Origin of the sequence: Flavobacterium ginsengiterrae, assembly GCF_039539785.1 — a bacterium.
Classification (GTDB): domain Bacteria; phylum Bacteroidota; class Bacteroidia; order Flavobacteriales; family Flavobacteriaceae; genus Flavobacterium; species Flavobacterium ginsengiterrae.
In genome coordinates this window covers 118,965-139,249 of the sequence record NZ_BAABDU010000010.1, presented here as the reverse complement: position 1 = coordinate 139,249, position 20,285 = coordinate 118,965, and the positions used below count along the sequence as shown (strand labels likewise).

Here is a 20,285-nt window from a genome sequence, read left to right as displayed (position 1 = left end):
GAAAAATTTAAAGTTTTTTTTGAGAATTTTTTCATCCCAATTTCTTTATTTTTCTTACCAGTCTATCAAAGAACTTTCCGTGTTTTGCGGGGTGCAAATGTAAAAAGCATTTTCAAATCTCACAAGCTTTTTTGAATCTTTTTTTTTAACTTCTTTCAAAGTTTTTGATTCGTATGCTTGTCAGTATTTCAGTGAACGTCTTTCGTTGTTGCGGGTGCAAAAGTACCACCTTTATTTACATTTACAAGCTTTTATTTTGCATTTTTTCCATGTTTTTTCAATCTTTTTCTTAACTTACTGGTAACAGCTTATTTACAATTTCGATTTTTTTGATTCCCTGTAAGCTTTTTCCTTGTACAGCTGTGATTTTGGCAATTTCTGCCTCTTTTGCTTTGTTGTTTTTGAGGAGTTTTCAGGTTTTAAATGTCTTTTTTATTCTAAATGCACGCAGAATGTCCTTTTGAAAACAGCTCCCCTAGCCCCGATAGAAGCGGAAATCCTTTTTGGGGTGGGGTTCACCCCAAAAAGATTGGAGCGGATAGCGGGAAATAGCTCCTAAAAAATATTAAATTCCATTTTTTTAAATCTCAAATTCCAAACTAACCGGAATTACGCTGAGTAGACGCACTGCTGTGCGTCTCTAAAATTAAATGGGCTATTGCCTCTCTACAGGAAACTGGGGTTTTAAAAAACAATACTGTACATATATATTATATGTATCAAAAAACAAACCCGACAGGTTTTGAAAATCTGTCGGGTTGGATATTGTATAATGAGAATTAATCGCGGATTGCTTTTTTTAATCTCATAAGAGATGCATCTTCTGATTGTTTGACAGCATTGATAACAATTTGTGCAATTTTTGTCGCTCCTTCTAGTGAAAGATGTGTATCATCGGCTTTGTCTTTATCATAATAAGAGTTCTCACCTGCCTTAAAGTGCAAATGGAGCTTTCTTGATTTTTCGGGACCATAAGACTGTTCAAGCAATTCTGTGTAATATTCTAAATCAATAAAAGGTACTTTATATTCTTGCGCCGTTAAACGGGTTTCAAGAGGATAATCTCCGTGAGTGGGAACTAAAACTCCTTTTTCATTAAAATTACGTCGGGCGATAGAAGTAAGTAAAACAGGAATGGCTCCTTTTGCTCTGCTTTCTTTTACAAATCGAATTAGGTTATAGCGATATGTGGTATGGGGATTTGTATATCGGGTAGAATCTTCTATTTTCTGATCGTTGTGTCCGAATTCTATAAAAACATAATCTCCTTTTTTTAGTTTGGTATAAATAGAGTCCCAGCGTTTTTCATTGATAAAGCTTTTGGTGCTTCTGCCGTTTACTGCTTTATTTACTACCGTAATATCATCTTTAAAAAATGGCTGCAGTACTTGTGCCCATCCATGTTCCGGATTTTTATCAGGATCTTTTTTGTTTGCCATTGTAGAATCACCAATACAATATAATGTTGTTTTTTGAGCAAAACAGCTGATGGTTATTAAGAAAAAAAGTGTGATGTATTTCATTTTTGGTTTGTGTTTTTTTGTTTTTGGTTTGTGGCAGAGTCCTTCGGCTTCGCGCAGATGGATACAATTAATGTTTTGAAACAGCTGTAGGTACAGTTGCTCTATTGCCTATAAAAACATCTGTCATTAATACGTTTTCTGCATTTTCGTTTGACAGTGCGTTTTTAGCTTCTTTGATTTCGATATTATTTAAGGTTATGTTTTTTATTTTCTTATCTGGAAATCCCTGAATTACAATTCCTGATTCTAATGCTTTATTGCAGGTAATGTTTGAAAAGTGAATATTTGAAATATCTGATTGATATCCTTTTCCTTCTCCGTGATAATTTGCAGTTATATATAGGCAATCTTCAACCTGGTCTAATTGTATATTTCTAACAAATACATTTTTAATATAGCCTCCGCGGTCGGCATTGGTTTTTAAATAAATTCCTCTTTTTAAATATCCAGCGGTTTTACAGTTTTCTACAAAGACGTTTTGTACTCCTGCGGACATTTCGCTGCCAATAACGACTCCGTGAAGTCCTTTAAAATTGCAATTCCTGATTACTATATTCTCGCTTGGCATTGCTGTATTGGCTCTTCCTTCGTGATCTCTTCCGGCTTTTATGGCCACATTATCGTCGCCGTTGTCAAATGTTACGTTTTCTATTAAAACATCTTTTGCATATTCCGGATCTATTCCGTCATTATTATGGTTTAATGATTTATAGCTGATGCCTCTAACGGTAATGTTTTGTGATTTTAAAAGATGCAGACACCAAAATGGTGAGTTTTCGATTCTGACATTTTCAACGAGTATGTTTTTACAATTTAAAAACTGAATCATCTGCGGGCGCAGAAAATATCCTTCTCCAAACTTTCTGTCTTTACCGGGAGTATTATTATGGTTCATATCCCGACTTAGATTTTTTCCAGGTCCTTCTTTTGCTTTAAAACTTTTCCAGATCTTTCCTCCTTCTCCATCAATTACACCTTGACCGGTTATGGCAATATTGGTACAATCTGCAGCATAAATAAGCGGACTGTAATTGTAGAGCATTGTTCCTTCCCAACTTGTTAGTACTAAAGGAAGATAATCCTTCGGATTGTCACTGAATTTTATTTTAGCTCCTTCTTCTATTTTAAGGTTTACATTGCTTACAAAGTGTATGGGTCCGTTTATTTTGTAAATTCCTTTTGGTACAATAATAGTTCCGCCTCCTTTCTTTTTACACAACGCCATGGCTTTATCAAATACTGCTTTGTTATTGAAAACAGAATCACCTTTGGCGCCTAGCTTTATAACATTAACCTGATAAGCCGGAAATACGGGAACCTGAATTCTGTTTACTATAGAATCTACTTTTGCTGTTGGAAAATCGCTTTTTTGAGCAAATCCTGCACATGATATTAGGAAAAGAAGGAGATATTTTAGGTTCATGAGTTTATTTTTTTTTAGGTTCTGAGGTACTAAGAGGCTAAGGTTCTAAGCTTTTTTGTACTTAGCAGCTCAGCATCTTAGTACCTTAATTAAACCAATTGGCAATTGTATCTTTTAGGATATTTTCTATTGAATATGTATCGACTTCCTTTTTTGTGAGCTGATGTGACCATGAAACTCTTTTCTTTGGTTGAAATCCTTCTCCACTGTTATTGTATTCTGCGTAAAAGCTATTTTTTTCTGCGTCTGGTTTTGACCAGTTTTCCCAGCCTTCGGGTTTGATTTGTTTTCCTAATTCGCAGTTTATAAAAACTGTTTTCGCATAAATACGCCATGGTCTTCCTAAATAAACAGCATTAGCAGAAGGTTCTGCTGTGAGTTTACAGTTTTTAAATACAAATCCGAATGCGGCGCCTTCTGGAGTTGAAGCTGCTGTAACGTATGAACTTTTAATACTGTGAATGACGCAGTTTTCGAATAAGGCTGTTGCGCCTCCAAAAATAAAATCGGTTGTACCTTCTATATAACAGTCCTTAAAGTATTGTTTAGCATTTTTCCCTGATAAATATAAGGTATCCTGATTTCCCAGAATATTACAATTTGTGATTTTAACTCTGTTTCCTGTAACTGATAAAGCAATTGCCTGCCCTTTGTCGCCGGAAGCATTTTTGATGGTTAAATTTGATGCCGAAAAATCGTCTGCTTCTACTAAAAGTGTTGAAGTATAAAAAGTGCTGTTTCTGCCTAAATTGATTTTCGAGAAATTGTCATCAAAAGTGATAATGGTATTTTCTTTACTTTCTCCCAAAAGGATTAAATTATTATTCCATTCCGGGATTCTTATTTTTTCGTTGTATGTTCCGTTTTTAATGAATATTGTAACTTTTTCATATGGAAAAGATGGGCTTGCGTATACGGCATCCTGCACTTTGGTAAAATCTCCGGATCCGTCTTGTGCAACGGTTAAGAAGTTAACTTTTTTTTTCTCTGATGTTGTTGTTTCTAAAACTCTTGTTCCGTTTTTAACTGCCCATGAGTTGTATTTCTTTAAAACTTCTTTTGGTTCGTCTGTGTACCAAGCGTAACCATTTCTGCGTTCAGATCCTATTTCGTCAAGCGATTTCTTTTTAATTCCGTCGCGGTCAGAAAAGAAAGGCTCATTTGTATCCAGCTCCATAAATCTTGCCCAGATTGGCTCTGCATTTTGAGCAGGAATCATTTTTTTGTCTATGACTTTTCCAGCGTCATTTAAAACCCGTTTTTCCTCAAGATTGGTGATTTTAGTTTTTTCAAACCAAGCCGTAGCACTTTTTACAGCCGTAATAATTTCAGGTGAAGGATTTTTAATCGACATTAAAAGCAAAACAATTTTTGCCGATTCTTTTCCGCTTAGCGAAGGAAGTTCGTAAGCTCTGGCTTTTGCAGGCTGCAAAGTAACTTCATCATGCTGTGCGCACCAAGCTGTTAAAACTCCGTTTTGTTTGTATTGTGTTTTTAAAATGCAGTCAATTCCTTTGTCAAATGCTGTTTTGGCTTTGGCTGTAATTTCTTTTGATGGTTTAATGCTGTAAAAGTCTGTTTCTTCACCTACTTCTTTCATTACATTTAAAATACGTACCATCGAATCGTCATTATAAGTAATATGTGTGTAATATCCTTTTTTAAGCGGATAAAACTGAGGCCAGCCGCCATTGGCATATTGTGCTTCGAGCAGATAGTTTAATCCTTTTAGGAAAGATTCTTTGTAACGTTCGTCTTTAACCTGAGCATACATTTTAGACATAAAAAGCATTTCCTGAGTTGTAGCTCCGTTGTCTGTCGTAGTTTCTTTGGTTGTCTTTTTTACGACCAAAAGATCTTTTTTTTCAGCAGGCGTAAGTTCATTCTGCATTTGAATGTTCTTAGGCCAGCCGCCAATATCTCTTTGATAAAGGAGCACATTTTCTGCAATTTTTTTCGCTTCTTCGGTTCCAAACCATGAAGCTTCGTTTTTACGGATAATATCTGACCAGTTTTTATAGGTATTTTGCGCTTTTGCACCAAAACCTAAAATCATTATAAAAACTAATATGTATTTTTTAAACTGCATCCTTCTCAATATTATTTTGTTACTCTAAACCAGTCTACAGACACATTTCCAGAATCGTTCGTTATTTTTTCACTTAAGGCAAAAAGTCCCATTTTGGCTCCAATCCATTTTCCTTCTGTCGATGTAAAATCGCTGCCAATTGGCTGGTAGTTTTTATCATCTAAACTATAAAAGAAACTGCAAATACCGCCTTTTTTCACTTTAACTCTTAAGTAAATGGTATTATTTGAAATTAAAACCGGTTTTGTTTCTGTTTCTGAAACGGTTTTATTGAATGTTCCTGTTTTTTGATTGAGATATAATTTTCCGTTATCATTTCTTAAAAATAAATAACTGTAATCTAATCCCATGATGATTAACCCTGTTGATTCTCCGTCTAATCTTGTATTAAAAGTTAATTTGGCTGTAGCCGAAAACTCTTCGGCAGGAAACTTCTGCAATAGCAAATTTGGAGCTTCAAAAATTTTCTTGCTGTCTTTTATTGTTGGCAGACAGAATAAATTTAAATATCCCATACTGGTTGGAAATCCCCAGTTAATCTGAGAATTTGCCTGCCACTGCCATTGCAACCCTAATTTTGGTTCATTAAACTCGTCTGATGTGGCTGGGTTTTCAATAGGGTATTTTTTTCCTACGTTTGGTTTTTTAAATGTCGTAACCGGTTCTCCAATTCCGTTTTTGTCAAAATCCTGCCCCATAACCGGCCAGTCATTTTCCCATTTCATAGGCTGTAAATGCACAATTCGTCCGTATGCTCCTTTATCCTGAAAATGAATAAACCAGTCTTCTCCAGTCTGTGTCTGCACCCATGCACCTTGATGCGGGCCGTTTATTTTAGTTGATCCTTGCTCTAAGACTTTTTTCTTTTCATAAGGACCAAAAACATTTTTAGATCTTAAAATAGTCTGCCAGCCTGTAGGCACGCCTCCGGCCGGAGCAAAAATATAATAGTAGTTATTTCGTTTGTAGAATTTTGGTCCTTCAATTGTGCCTTCTCCGTCGTGTCCGTCAATTACCATAACTTCGTCATTATTTGCAATTGTACCTTCGGCATTCATGCTGCAAACTACGATAAGACTTTTTATCTGGGCACGGCTTCCGGCAAATGCATGTACTAAATAGGCTTTTCCGTCATTATCCCAAAGCGGACTTGGATCTATTAATCCTGTTCCGGCTTTTACTAAAACGGGTTCTGACCACGGTCCTTCTGCTTTTTTGGATTTTATCATATAAATTCCAAAATCAGGATCAGGATAATAAATATAAAACTCATTGTTATGATAGGTTATGCATGGCGCCCAAACACCATTTCCGTGCTGTACTTTATCGTAAGTTTCAAACGGAGGCTGTTTTGGAAGTGCGTAACTTAAAATTTTCCAGTTTACCAAGTCTTTTGAATGCAGAATAGGCAATCCGGGAATACAGTTAAAAGAAGATGCAGTCATATAAAAATCATCGCCCACTCTTACCACATCCGGATCTGAATAATCGGCATGAATAATAGGATTTGTATAGGTTCCGTCTCCATTATCAGGCGTCCAGACTTGTGCTGTATTTTTTTGAAAAGAAAAAACAGAAAGGAGAAGAATAGCAATTTTTATATTTTTCATCTTGGTGTTATTTTTTATTTAAACCCAACAGGTTTATGATGTTTTTTGTCATTTCGACGAAAGGAGAAATCGCAATAGAAACTCTGCAGCGATAAGCCAATCTTTGTCGAACATCTTGTGTGATTTCTCCTTTCGTCGAAATGACAAATTATTTGGTTATTTATCTATTCAATTCTAAAGCAGCTAAAATAAAAGGTCCCGTTGCTTTAGGATCGTTATCTTTTTTTCTTTCGTTTACATAATATTCATACGATCCGTCACGGTATGGAGTTCCTCCTAAACCTGCAACCTGACAGCAGTTTGTTAAGGTAATACCGCCGTCTTCGTCAACTTTTTTGATTAAAACATTCGTTAATCCGTCAAAAGCTTTGTTTGCCATTTTTTTATATTTTGACGGTAAATATCCTTTGTTTGCACCTTTTGCAAATGCATAAGCAAACATTGATGATCCAGAAGCTTCTAAATAGTTTCCTTTTTCACCGCCTTTATCTGTTACCTGATACCACAATCCAGATTTATCCTGATATTTAGCTAAAGCTGCAGATGCATTGTTTAAGTATTTTACCAGTTCTTTTTGTTTTGGATGATCTTTTGGCATATAATCTAAAACATCAACCAATGCCATAACGTACCAGCCTAAAGCTCTTGACCAGAAGTTTGGAGAATTTCCTGTTTCTTTATTTGCCCATGGCATTGCTTTACTTTCGTCCCAGCCGTGGTATAATAATCCGGTTTTTGGATCTGTAGCGTGTAACTGAATCAATTCGAATTGTTTTGCGATATCATCAAAACTTTTTCCGTTTTCAAATGTCAGCGTGTATTGTGCGTAGAATGGCTCACCCATATATAATCCGTCTAACCACATTTGATTTGGATAAATTTGTTTGTGCCAGAATCCGCCGCTTGCTGTACGAGGCTGTTCTGTTAACTGCTGGCGGATTGTCTGTAATGCTTTTAAGTATTTTTCTTCTTTGGTTTCAGCATAAATATCAAACAACAAACGTCCCGGAACCACTAAGTCAATATTGTATTTATCCAGCTCATATGTTTTAATAGATCCATCTGCCTGAACTAATTCATCTACATAACCTCTAATGTATGCTTTGTATCTAGGATCTGGATTTTTTTTGTATAATTCTTCAATTGAATGTAAAACTAAGGCATGAACATAATCCCATTTTGGCTTTTTAGCATCATCGAGCATATAGCTTTCCGGATGACGTTTCATTAAGGTTAAAGCCATTTTATCTGACCATTTCATGTCTTTAGAAATAACGATTTCTTTTTTTGCCGTTTCTTGTGATGTTACTTTACAGCCCGTAAAAGCCATAGCACAAACTAATAAAACCGACATAAAACTGTGTTTCCTACTATTCTTCATTTCAAAATATATTTAAATTCTACTATTTTTCTAATTCTAATGCAGCCAGTATAAATGGCCCTAATCCGTGTGAGTTATCTGTTTTTATTTTTTCTTTGATATAATATTCAAATGAGCCGTCGCGATACGGATTTCCGCCCAGTCCGGCGCTGGCACAAACTTGTGTAATGTGTATTTCGCCGTCTGCATCTACTTTAATAAGTTTTTGCGTAATCGCATCAAAACCTTTTATGGCCCGTTTTTTATAATTTGATGAAAGATATCCTTTGTTTGCTCCTTTTGCAAAAGCATAAACAAACATTTCAGATCCTGAAGCTTCCAGATAATTTCCTTCTTTATTTCCGGCATCTGTAACCTGGTACCACAATCCAGATTTATCCTGATATTTTGCCACAGCTTTTGAAATATCATTTAAATACTGAATCAGTTCTTTTCTTTTTGGATGTTCTTTTGGCATATAATCTAAAACATCAACCAGAGCCATCATATACCACCCAATTGATCTTGACCAAAAGTTAGGCGAAACTCCGGTTTCTTTATTCGCCCACGGCATTTGTTTACTCTCGTCCCAGGCATGAAAAAGCAGTCCAGTTTTTTGATCAAGTGTATGTAAATGAATTTGTTCAAATTGTTTAGCTACATCATCCAGATCTTTTCCATTATTAAACTCAACCGTATAGCGCGCATAAAAAGGCGTTCCCATGTACAAACCGTCAAGCCACATTTGATACGGATATATTTTTTTGTGCCAAAATCCACCTGAATTGGTTCTTGGATGCGTTTCTAATTGTTTTCGTAATGTCTGTATCGCAGTCAGATAACGGTTATCATTGGTTCTTTTATAAAGATCAAACAAAAACTTTCCCGGATTTACATAATCGATATTATAATCTTCGAGTTTATAATTCATGATTTCTCCCGAAGGATTTACCACCGTTTCTCCGTATGTTTTGATATAATCTGCATAAAGAGGATTTTTTGTTTTTTGATAAAGTTTTTCAAAAGAAGTCATTAAAAGACCCAATTTATAATCCCATTTTGGTTTTTCGTTATTGTCGACCTGCCAGGCCTGAGGAGCACGTTTGATGATTGAAAGCGCCATTCGCTCAGACCATTTCAGGTCTTTTGAAATCTCACTTGAAGATTGTGCCGTTATTTTATTCAGTGAAAAAACACTAATACCTAAAAGTACAATCCAGACAAAACTAAAATGGCTTTTCTTTATCATCTTACATCTTTTATTTGTTCAATTGAACAGCGCTTAACAAAAATGCCGCTAATGCCGGTGAACTGTTATCTTTTGTTTTGCTTTTCACGTAGTACTCATTAGTTCCGTCGCGAAAAGGTTTTCCTCCTAAACCAACATTTGATGAAACATTTGAAATTGTAATTTCATTATTTTCATTCGTTTTGACAAATTCTTTAATAAAAGCATCAAAAGATTTTTGTGCTGTTTTTTTGTATGAAGCATTCAAATAACCTTTATCTGCTCCTTTTGCCAAAGCATAAATAATCATTCCGGAACCTGATGATTCTAAAAAATTACCGGCTAATTCCGGCTTATCAGCAACCTGATACCATAATCCTGTTGGACTTTGAACAGCAACAGCATTTTTTGCAATTTCATTAAAATAGCCTACCAATTCTTTTTGCTTTGAATGATTTTTTGGAAAATAATCAAGAGTTTCTACAAGCGCCATCATATACCAGCCAATTCCTCGGCTCCATATAGTTGGCGAAGTTCCTGTTTCTTTATCTGCCCAGCCAATTTCTTTACTTTCATCCCAAGCCTGATAAGGCAGTCCTGTTTTTTTGTCTAATATATGATCGTGTACTAATTCAAATTGTTTCGCAATATCGTTTAAACTTTTGCCATGCTCATATTTAACGGTATATTGTGCATAAAACGGTTCTGCCATATACAAACCGTCAATCCACATTTGATTAGGATAAATTTGTTTGTGCCAGAATCCGCCGCTTGCCGTTCTTGGCTGACTTTCAATCTGAGTTTTTAATTGTTTAATAACCGTTAAGTATCGATTGTCTTTCGTCTCATCGTATAAATTAAAAAGCAGTTTTCCGGGATTTACATAATCGATATTGTATTCTTTGATATCGTATTTTAAGATATTTCCATTGCTGTCGATTAGTTCGTCAGCATATTCTTTTATGTAATCAAAATATTTTTTGTCTTTTGTTTTTTGATACAATTTTTCGAAGGCAGACAAAGTGAGACTCATTTTATAATCCCATTTTGGTTTTTCGGTTCCGTCAATCTGCCAGGCTTTTGGATATTTATTTAAAATCGTAACCGCAGCTTTCTCTGACCATTTTGCATTGGCAGAAATAACATTTTTATTTGTGTTTTGTGCCAATGACAATCCACAAATAAATAAAAACAAAACAACAGCTATTTTTGAAAAACTCATTTTTATGAAACTGGATTTATTTTTTTGCCACAGATTAAAAGGATTATTTGGATTTATTTTTAAACCTTATTAGTAATCTTTTTTAATCCTTTAATCTGTGGCAACTTATTTACTATAATTACATTTTTCCTTTTTTGTTCAGTATTTCTAACTGAGCGTCTAGGTATTTAACGAATTCTTCCTGAGATTTAATTCCGTTTTTTTCTTGTTCCCAAGCACCTAAAAGATAAAATGAAACTGCTTTTTTTGTTGGTTTAAAAACTAATAAGTAATCTAAATCCGTATCGGCAATATTATCGATTGTATTTACTTCATAAAAAATTGCCATTCCTAATTTGTCCGGAACTAATGACTGTACGCCGTAAGTAGCCAGATAAGCCCATTTTTTATTTTTACTTTCTTTTTTAAGCAGTTCTGTATTTTTTTGTTTTACAATTCCGGTACAGATTCCTTTAATTTCTTTTGAAGCCTGAATGGTGTGTTTCGTATAAAGGTTATCTGGTTTTATGGTTAAAGTCGATGTGAAATCGATTTTATCAGATGCCGTTTTCCATCCGTAATAATTTACTTTTACACCAGATTCGTTTGTTTTATTTACTACTGTTGCAATAGTCGAATCTACTTCGCGGAAATGCAGTTTTTCGTTATTTAAATAACGGTCAATAGAACCAATTCCAATTCCTTTTCCGGCTTTTAGAATATCTGCTCCCCAATCGCTCATTTCATGGTAAGAATCAAAATTATCCTGACCCACGATTGGCAGAATCATTTCTGAAGTTTTCTTTCCAAAAATATCAATCGCATTTCTCCAGTCCAGATATAAACGATAACCAATTCGGTTATTTTCCCAGCCCGGACCTTCATAACGAATATCAAAAGAATGATCTGTATGTTCCGGTGCCAGTTTTAATCGGTCTACGTTTTTAAAAGTTGTACCGCCTTTATATTTTCTTCCTTCCCAATGACCGTCTGTTTTTGCCGAAATTTCAGCATAGGTTTTAGCCGTTTTTATATCGTATTTCTGAGCATTTACAGAAGTAACTCCAATTAAAAATAAAGCTGCGATTGTGATTTTTGTTTTCATTGTATGGTAATTATTTGAATGTCTTGTTTAAAAATTGGGTTGTAAAAGCAACAGTTTGGTCAAACCATGGCTGAAAAAACCAAAATGAATGAGGCGAATTTTCAATGGTATGAACCTCACTGTAAATATTATACTCATTTAAAATCTTTATCATATCGTCTCTTCCGGCATGAAATCTTGGAATACTGCTGTTAATAAACAATATTGGAGGCGTATTTTGATTCGTATGGCTTAAAGCCGATGCATTTTTCCAGTTCTCTGTTTTTTCTTCATAAGAACCTCCCAGCCAAAACGATGCCATTTCTCCTTCTGAAGATTCCGGATGTCTGAATGCTAAAACGCCGTCTACATTAATAATCGCATTTACTTTTGATGTTGATTTACTTTTATTTGAAGCATCATCAAAAGCCGGATTTCCATTTGTAGTACCAATCAAAGCTGCCATCTGACCGCCCGAAGAACAGCCTAAAACCGCAATTTTGTCTGGATCTACTTTGAATTTCTTTGCATTATCTTTTATAAATCGAATCGCATTTTTTACATCAATTACTCCGTCAGGATATTTTGCTTCGAGCGATAATCTGTATTCTATGGTAAAACAAGAATATCCTTTTGAAGCGATTTCTTGTGCCAAAGGATTCATCTGGTTTTTATTACCGGATCTCCATCCGCCGCCATGAATCATAATTACTGCCGGGTTTTGTTTTTTTGAATTATTGATAAATGCGTCTAAATGCAGTGTTCTTTCTTTTGATGTAAAATAAACCGCATCATTAATTTCAACAACATTTTTATTTTTTGCAATAACAGGAATTGTTATCGAAGGATATTTTTTAATCAGTTTATTGTACGTGCTTTTTACCGTGTACGAAGTATCGACACTAAAAGAGTTCTGGGCATTGACTGCAGAACAAAATGACAATAAAAAGAATACAATTTTTCGCATTAAAAAACATTTTACTTTTAGTTAAGAAAGGAGTCCGGCACGAAGCCTGACTCCTTTTCTACTTCAAAAAAACAAATAGTATAAAAAACTATCCAATAATTACTAATAACCAGGATTTTGAGGAAAATCTTTATTTTGATTTAAATCTAAAACCGTCTGAGGAATTGGTCGTAAAATTTTAAGCTGACCGTCTATTCCAACAAAATTCGCAGCTTTAATTTTATAGTTATGAGCCGATGCTCTTGCTACTAAAGTTCCTGTGCGTTTTAAGTCAAACCATCTTTTATATTCTCCTAATAATTCTCTTCCTCGTTCATCTAAAATATAATCGATATTAAATTGTCCCGCTGTTGCATTTACTACACCGGCTCTTCTTCTAACTTCGTTTAAACGGTCTAATCCTGTCGAAGGCTGTCCGGCTTTTAAATAGGCTTCGGCAGCAATTAAATATGTTTCACCTAATCTAGAAACAATAATGTCTCTTGTGCTTACAGGTCCCGTACTTGACGGCGTAGTTGGATCTGGATCGTCAAATTTCTTAACCGGAATTGTGTAGCAGTCTAAGTTTTTAATTAAAGTATGTGCTGCAGAATATTCTCCCCAAGGATGGTAAACAAATGTTGCCGCTAATCTTGAAGCATTTGTTGTCATCCAAGTCGCTTTATCTGCTGGTGTAAACCATTTTGGCTCATAAAAATGTCTCACTTTTAAGGATGCCGGATTTGAACTTCTGTAATACGGATAATATAAAACTGTTTTTGTAACTCCGTTTGTAGTTTCAGGACCTTCCAAAATTTCTGTCATAAAAGTAGCATTCCATCTTGCATCACCTTTTTCATATAATCCTAAAGCGTAATCTGTAGGACATAAATTGTAACTTCTTAATGGCGCTCCTGTTTCTGCTCCTCCTAAATATGAACTGAAATAGTAAAACTGATTGTTTCCTAATTTTGTTGGATCTGTACTGGTTGATGCTTTATCATATTGTACAGAAAAAATAGTTTCTGCATTTAAATCATTTCCAGGTTTAAACAACTGGTCATAAGCAATTGCTAAAGTCTGTCCCGCGATCGCAGCATCTGCATAAGCCGCAGCTTTTGAAAAATCATCTGCTTTACCAAAAGTTTCATACCCTTTTGTTAAATACACTTTGGCTAATAAATCGTTTACAGCTCTTTTGTTTACTTTTCCAGATGTGCTGTAAGCTGCAGTTCCAACATTTGCTAAAGCAAAATCTAAATCGCTGATAATTTGCGTATAAACTTCTTCGGCACTGTTTCTTGTAAAAGATAATACCGGTGTTGTAATATGTTCATTTACAACAGGCACACCTCCGTAAGTCTGTACTAATAAAAAGTAAGCCTGTGCTCTTAAAAATCTGGCTTCACCAACCTGAGCATTTAAAATTGAAGTCTGCTCTGTTACGGTTGAATAATAAACTGTTTTATTTACAGACTGAATTAACTGATAACAAGGATTATATAAATCTGCCACATTATCTGATGACGGTATTAAAAGCGTATACTGGCTTAAACCTGCAGGTTCCGGCGATCTTCCTTCTGCATACATATCTGTTCCAGCCTCAAAAAGCCAGGGATTTCCGCCGTAAATGCTTTTTAGCCATGCATAATTTGTATTTACTAATAACTGAAATCCAGATGCTGTTTTATAAGTTGCATCTGCGGGTACATAAGAACGGCTGTCTTCTTCAATATAATCACTGCATGAACTTACAGAAACAGCAATTATTCCTAACATTATTATTATTTTTTTCATTTGATATCTTTATTAAAATTTAACACTTAATCCCAATTGCGTAGTTACAGATGCCGGACGGTTTACACCAAATGGCGAAGCTGCCCACTCTGGATCATATCCATCAAATTTTGTAAATACAAATGGGTCTAAAACATTTACATACAATCTAAGATTACTCATTTTTAGTTTTTTCAGTAATTCACTATTGAATGTATAGCCTAAAGATATATTTTTGATTTTCACATAAGAAGCGTCTCTGTAATATCCAAATAATGAAGTCCAGTAAGCTCCGGCTCCAGTTGCAACCGGTCCTGGTCTTGGATTTGTATTATTGGCATTTGCTTCGATTCCTGTACCATTAGTTGGAATAAAATAATCCATTGCTAATTTCTGGCGTCCTCTGTCGCTCACGTCGGCAAAATTTTGGTGGAAAGTACTTAATACTGTCTGTCCCTGACTTGTAATTACTGAGAAATTAAAATCAAACTGACCCACATTTAATTTTGAGTAAAAACTTCCCTGCCATTCTGGATTTGGGTTACCAATAACCGTTCTGTCATCCTGATTAAATTTACCGTCGTTGTTAAGATCTTTTGGTCTTGCCTGTCCAGGAGCCATTCCGTAAGATGCTGCCGCTGCGGCTTCACTTTCCTGCCAAACTCCGTCGTAAACATAATTGTAGTTCGGATTAAGCGGTGCGCCAAGGATTAATTTATTTCCAATATCACTTACTTTATCCTGATTGTAAATAGATTCTAATTTATTTACGTTTTTAGTAAAAGTAAAAGTAGTTTCCCAGCTTATTTTTTCGCCTTTAATATTTTTTGTTGTCAATAAAACCTCGACTCCTTTATTACTTACAGAACCTACGTTAGCAAAAGTATTTTTCCATCCAGATTCTGCAGGTAACTGCTGTTTGTAAATCAAATCATCAGATAATCTGTCGTAAACATCGACACTACCTGAGATTCTGTTTTTTAAGAATCCGAAATCAATACCTAAATTGTATTCTCTTGTTTTTTCCCAAGTTAAATCCGGATTTGCTAAATTTTCTGACTGCCATCCTGAAACCACATTAGCGCCTGCTGCATAAAATGTCTGCTGGTTTAATAATGCCTGAGACGTATATGGCGCCACGTTATCGTTTCCTGTGTAACCTAAACTGGCACGCAGTTTTAAATCAGAAACTACAGAACTGTTTGCTAAGAAAGACTCTTTGCTGATTTTCCACCCTAAAGCTACAGAAGGGAAACTCTGCCATTTATTTCCTTCAGAAAGTACAGAAGAACCATCCCATCTTGTAGAAGCTGTTACTAAATATTTGTCTTTATAAGCATAGTTTAAACGAACTGCATATGAGTTTAAGGTGTTTTTTGCAAAAGATGACTTTACAACATAACTTGTCTGAACACCAGAACCCATATTATCTGTTCCAACATCAAAAGGCTGATTGTTTGAATACAAAGAAGAGAATTCATCTGTATTTGAGTACAAACTCTGAAGTAATAATAAACTGAAATCATGTACTTCGTTAAAAGTATGTTTCATGTCAATTTGATTATCCCAAGTATAATTGAAGTTGTTTACGTTTTCTAGTGTTGCCGAGTTTTTTCCGTTTAATGTTACCCCTGCATTTGTCTGTGCAGTATACGCTTTTGAATTTTGCGTATCCATAATTCCTGCTGCAAAAGTGGTTTTAAATGAAAGCCACTTTAGTGGCTGATACTGGAAATAAGCATTACCAACGGTCTGCCATGTTTTTTCTGTTTGTGAAGAATTAGCAATCTCCATTAACGGGTTAACCGTTGATGTTTTGTTAATTGCCCACGAACCGTCAGGATATGTTAATTTACCAGGCAGAAAAAATAATGTTCCTACTTTTTCATTTCCTGCTGCATCTACAGCCCACGGAGACATTAGAGGACTTAGCCTAAAAGCATCCTGCATTGCTAAATCACTTCCTAACTGATTGTCTAATCTGGCAATGGTAACATTTACGCCCGTAGAAAATTTGTCGTTTATTTTGTGGTTTAAACCTAATTTGAAAGAATATTTATCTGTCGAATCGTTATCGATAAGACCTTTATCACTTTGAATACCAAAACCTAAGTTGTAACTCAAACCAGAATCTGAACGTCCTGAAATATTTAAATAATTATTTTCGGTCATTCCTGATTTTAATACCGCATCATACCAGTCAAAGTTATAGCCGCTGTTGGCACGAGAAACTAATAACGGGCTCTGATTTCCTGCTAAAGATGCTAACTGAGCCGGAGTTTGAGTTTGAGGTGTTGCACTCATATAAGCAACCTGATGAAATTTCCACCATTCTTCTCCAGTCATCATTTTAGGAAGTCTTGCTGCACTTTTATTTCCGTAAGAAGTATCAAAAGTTACGCTGATTCCTGATTTTGCACTTGTACCGCTTTTTGTAGTTACAATTACAACCCCGTTTGATCCTCTGGAACCATAGATTGCTGCAGAAGAAGCATCTTTTAAAACATCCATTCTGGCAATATCCTGCGGATTTAAGAAATCAATTCCGTCCATTGGAACTCCATCTACAACATATAATGGAGAAGATCCTACCATACTTGGATTGCTGGAATCTGCAATTAAAGAGTTATTACCTCTAATAACCACTTTAAATCCGTCTCCGGCACGACCTGTAGAAGATGAAATCTGAACTCCGGGAGTACTTCCCTGAATGGCTTCTAATGGGTTAATAGTATTTCTTTCTGTAATGGTTGCTGCACTGATTGTACTTACAGAACCCGTAAGATCTGTTTTCTTTACAGAACCATATCCTACAACCACAACTTCATTTAAAGAGTTTGATTGCTCTGCAAGACTTACGTTTATTTTTGTTTTTCCGGCTACGCTTACTTCCTGCGTTTGAAAGCCTAAATAGCTGATAATTAAAACAGCTTTATTACTGGTTACATTTATTTTAAAACTTCCTTCAAAATCTGTAGAAGTTCCGTTTTTAGTTCCTTTTTCCTGAATATTTACACCTGGCAGTGATAATCCGGCAGCATCTGTAATTTTTCCTTCTATTGTGGTAGATTGAGCGCTCATGGTATGGCTCACAAGGAAATTTAGGAAAAATAAAAATACAAGATTGTATTTTATTTTTTTCTTTAAAGATTGTTTAATGTTCATAAGTTTTTTAAGTGGTTTTTTGGTTAATAGTTATTAGTTTTTATTCTACTTTTTTTTCATTGATATAGGCATTTATAAAATTGATATTCTTTACATTTTTTAATAAATAGATTGAGTCTACTTTTTGAATTTTTACGTTTTTGAGCGTGATATTTTCTACAGGCGATTCTTTGTAGCCTTCAGCCCAAACACTGTACTTACCGCCGTTTTTTACGTTTACATTTTCAAGATTGATATTTCTTATTACAGGTATAAAGTTTCCGGTTTGTGATCCGTAAACGTTATAAAACATATTCAGTTTTAAAACACATTCTTTAACAGTTCCAACCTCAAGATTTCTCACATATACATTTTCGATAATTCCGCCTCGTCTTGAATTTGTTTTTATTCTAATAGCGCGATCCAGATTTGGACTGTCCATTACACAATTTTCTACAAATACATTATTTACTCCTGCCGAAATTTCACTGCCAATAACAACACCGCCGTGGCCATCGATCATTTTACAGTTTTGTACAATGATATTTTTACTCGGAATTGCTACTCGTCTCCCGTCATTATCGCGTCCGGCTTTTATTGCAATACAATCGTCTCCGGTATTAAATGTGCAGTTTTTGATGATAATGTTCTGCGAATATTCAGGATCACAGCCGTCATTGTTTGGCCCGTGGCTGTTAACCGTTACACCGTCAATAATCATATTATTCGTTTTTATTGGATGCAGAATCCAAAATGGCGAGTTGATCACCGTAATATCTTTTACTAAAACAGTATTGCATTCAAAAAATTCAATAAAATTCGGTCTTAGATATCTTCCTTCTCCAAAAACTCTTTCAGCAACCGGAATATTTTTCTCTGCCATATCTACCAGAACTTCACGGTTTGTTGGATCATTTTGAGATGGAATACCTTTTTTCCAGCCATAATTTTTTGATCCTGCCCAAATCCACCAGTTAGTACTGTCGGCCTGCCCGTTTAAAGTTCCTTTGCCGGTTATGGCAACATTGGTTTTTCCTTTCGCATAAATAAGAGGTGAATAATTCATTACTTCTGTTCCTTCCCATGAAGTATGTACAATTGGATAATCTTTTGGATTTAAGCTGAAAAGAATTTCTGCATTATCTTCTAAATGGAGGTTAACATTATTTTCTAAATGTATGGCTCCTGTCAGGTATTTTCCATTTGGCACGATTACTTTTCCGCCTCCATTTTCAGCACATTTTTGAATCGCTTTTTGAAATGCTTCAGTATTCAAAGTTTTACCGTCTGAAACAGCTCCAAAATCGTTAATATTATATGTCTTATCCTGAAAATTTGTTTTTGGGAGGTTTTTTATGGTTAATTCCATTGTTTTCCACGGGTCAGATTCAGACACAGCTGTTATTTTTTTTGAGCACGATATAGTCAAAATGACTGTAATACTTAAAAAAACAATCGATCTAAGCGCTATAACCTTATTTGTAATCATTTGTGTGGAATTATTATTTTAATGAGGTAAAAATATCAACAATTATGTAATCGATTACACGAAAATAGAAAATATGTTTATACCAACCAAATTTATTTAGAAATAAATTGTATTTTTAATTTTTATTAAGAATTATAATTACATTTAATGCAAAAATTATTATAATTTATTATCATTGTACAATATAAAACGTTGTAGTAATTCGATATGGTAATCGATAACATTAAATATTAGATTATATAAAAAAAATGTATTTTTGTCCTAGAATTTAACTTGTAAAACCCTTTTTAATGAGCGAAAAAGTAACCATTTATGATATTGCCGAAAAACTAAATATCACTGCAGCTACTGTTTCCAGAGCGTTGAATAACAACCCGAAGATAAAAGAAAGCACTCGTGAGTTGGTTATTAAAACTGCTGCCTCAATGAATTACAAGCAAAACAAACTTGCTTTAGCATTAAAAAGCGGCCGAAGTAATAATATTGGAGTGATTGTACCACGTATCGACAGCAACTTTTTTGCTTCTGTTATCCGTGGCATTGAAGAAGAATTACAGCCTCATGGCTATCAGGTAATTATATGCCAGACTCATGAAAGCAAACAAAGAGAAAATGAAAACCTATATACTTTAATTGATGCTCAGGTAGACGGTATTCTTATGTCGGTTACCGATGTTACAAGCGAAAATGACGATGCCTTTAACAACGTACTGCAAAAGAATGTGCCTTTGATTTTTTTCGATAGAAGCAAACATATCGACGGGGTAAGTTCTGTTACCATTAATGACTTTAGAGGCGGTTATTTGACTACTAAACACTTAATTAACGAAGGATGCAGACATATCGCGCATTTCTCAGGAGATCAGTCTCTGGAAATCTTTAAAAACAGGTTTTTGGGATATAAACAAGCCTTATTAGATCACGGAATTGAATTTAATGAAGAATATGTTATTCCTGTAAAAAGTATGGTTGAAGCCGGAAAAGCTGCTGTCGACAAACTCTTGCAATTAGAAACTCCGCCAGATGCTATTTTCTCATCAAGTGATTTTGCTGCATTAGGAGCCATTCAGGAATTAAAGGAAAGAAATATCAGTATTCCTAATGAGTTTTGCGTGGCAGGTTTCAGTAATGAGCCTTTTACGAAGTTCATGGAATTATCAATCACATCTGTAGATCAGTCACCGCTTGAAATGGGTAAAATGGCTGCACGTGTTTTCTTAGAACAAGTTGATAAAACTGATACAATTAAAATCGAAAAAAAGGTCGTTCTGGCACCTGAATTACATATTCGTAAATCATCTTCGAGAACAAACTTTTAATTTTTTCATCAGATAAAATATATAAGCTCATTTAATCATGAGCTTATTTTTTTTATAAACGAAAATATACCGCTCCTCCGGAGCTTTAATTTT

13 protein-coding genes are annotated in these 20,285 nt (G+C 34.9%); 1 reads left to right on the top strand and 12 read right to left on the bottom strand.

Translation table 11 applies throughout. The features are described from left to right. Positions 1-779: 779 nt before the first annotated feature. The 12 genes from ABD859_RS22705 to ABD859_RS22650 all read right to left on the bottom strand — a co-directional run bounded on the left by ABD859_RS22705 (position 780) and on the right by ABD859_RS22650 (position 18,873). The gene (locus ABD859_RS22705) at positions 780-1,523 is read right to left on the bottom strand and encodes a rhamnogalacturonan acetylesterase (RefSeq protein ID WP_345147063.1); all 744 of its coding nucleotides are present in this window, start codon (positions 1,521-1,523) and stop codon (positions 780-782) included. A gap of 67 nt (positions 1,524-1,590) precedes the next feature. Further along, the gene (locus tag ABD859_RS22700; RefSeq protein ID WP_345147061.1) at positions 1,591-2,946 is read right to left on the bottom strand and encodes a glycoside hydrolase family 28 protein; all 1,356 of its coding nucleotides are present in this window, start codon (positions 2,944-2,946) and stop codon (positions 1,591-1,593) included. Between the two features lie 85 nt (positions 2,947-3,031). Next, complete coding sequence (gene pelA / locus ABD859_RS22695) at positions 3,032-5,035, bottom strand: pectate lyase (RefSeq protein ID WP_345147059.1); 2,004 nt, start codon at positions 5,033-5,035, stop codon at positions 3,032-3,034. 11 nt (positions 5,036-5,046) lie between these two features. After that, on the bottom strand, positions 5,047-6,645 hold the full coding sequence (locus ABD859_RS22690) for a glycoside hydrolase family 43 protein (protein ID WP_345147057.1): 1,599 nt from the start codon (positions 6,643-6,645) through the stop codon (positions 5,047-5,049). Between the two features lie 160 nt (positions 6,646-6,805). Further along, positions 6,806-8,026, bottom strand: coding sequence for a glycoside hydrolase family 88/105 protein (locus tag ABD859_RS22685; RefSeq protein ID WP_345147055.1), 1,221 nt, complete (start codon positions 8,024-8,026; stop codon positions 6,806-6,808). 22 nt (positions 8,027-8,048) lie between these two features. Beyond that, positions 8,049-9,254, bottom strand: coding sequence for a glycoside hydrolase family 88/105 protein (locus ABD859_RS22680; protein WP_345147053.1), 1,206 nt, complete (start codon positions 9,252-9,254; stop codon positions 8,049-8,051). Positions 9,255-9,264: 10 nt separating this feature from the next. After that, entirely contained in the window at positions 9,265-10,455 is a 1,191-nt protein-coding gene (locus ABD859_RS22675) for a glycoside hydrolase family 88/105 protein (RefSeq protein ID WP_345147051.1), read from the bottom strand. Positions 10,456-10,573: 118 nt separating this feature from the next. After that, the gene (locus ABD859_RS22670) at positions 10,574-11,539 is read right to left on the bottom strand and encodes a DUF4861 family protein (protein ID WP_345147050.1); all 966 of its coding nucleotides are present in this window, start codon (positions 11,537-11,539) and stop codon (positions 10,574-10,576) included. 10 nt (positions 11,540-11,549) lie between these two features. Further along, complete coding sequence (locus tag ABD859_RS22665) at positions 11,550-12,485, bottom strand: alpha/beta hydrolase fold domain-containing protein (protein ID WP_345147049.1); 936 nt, start codon at positions 12,483-12,485, stop codon at positions 11,550-11,552. Between the two features lie 102 nt (positions 12,486-12,587). Next, the gene (locus ABD859_RS22660; RefSeq protein WP_345147048.1) at positions 12,588-14,261 is read right to left on the bottom strand and encodes a RagB/SusD family nutrient uptake outer membrane protein; all 1,674 of its coding nucleotides are present in this window, start codon (positions 14,259-14,261) and stop codon (positions 12,588-12,590) included. Positions 14,262-14,273: 12 nt separating this feature from the next. Then, on the bottom strand, positions 14,274-17,405 hold the full coding sequence (locus tag ABD859_RS22655) for a SusC/RagA family TonB-linked outer membrane protein (RefSeq protein WP_345147047.1): 3,132 nt from the start codon (positions 17,403-17,405) through the stop codon (positions 14,274-14,276). A 40-nt stretch (positions 17,406-17,445) separates the two neighbouring features. Continuing rightward, complete coding sequence (locus ABD859_RS22650) at positions 17,446-18,873, bottom strand: glycoside hydrolase family 28 protein (RefSeq protein ID WP_345147046.1); 1,428 nt, start codon at positions 18,871-18,873, stop codon at positions 17,446-17,448. 290 nt (positions 18,874-19,163) lie between these two features. Here ABD859_RS22650 and ABD859_RS22645 point away from each other — a divergent pair, with 290 nt between their 5' ends. Then, positions 19,164-20,192, top strand: a complete 1,029-nt coding sequence (locus tag ABD859_RS22645; RefSeq protein WP_345147045.1) for a LacI family DNA-binding transcriptional regulator — start codon at positions 19,164-19,166, stop codon at positions 20,190-20,192. Positions 20,193-20,285: the final 93 nt, after the last annotated feature.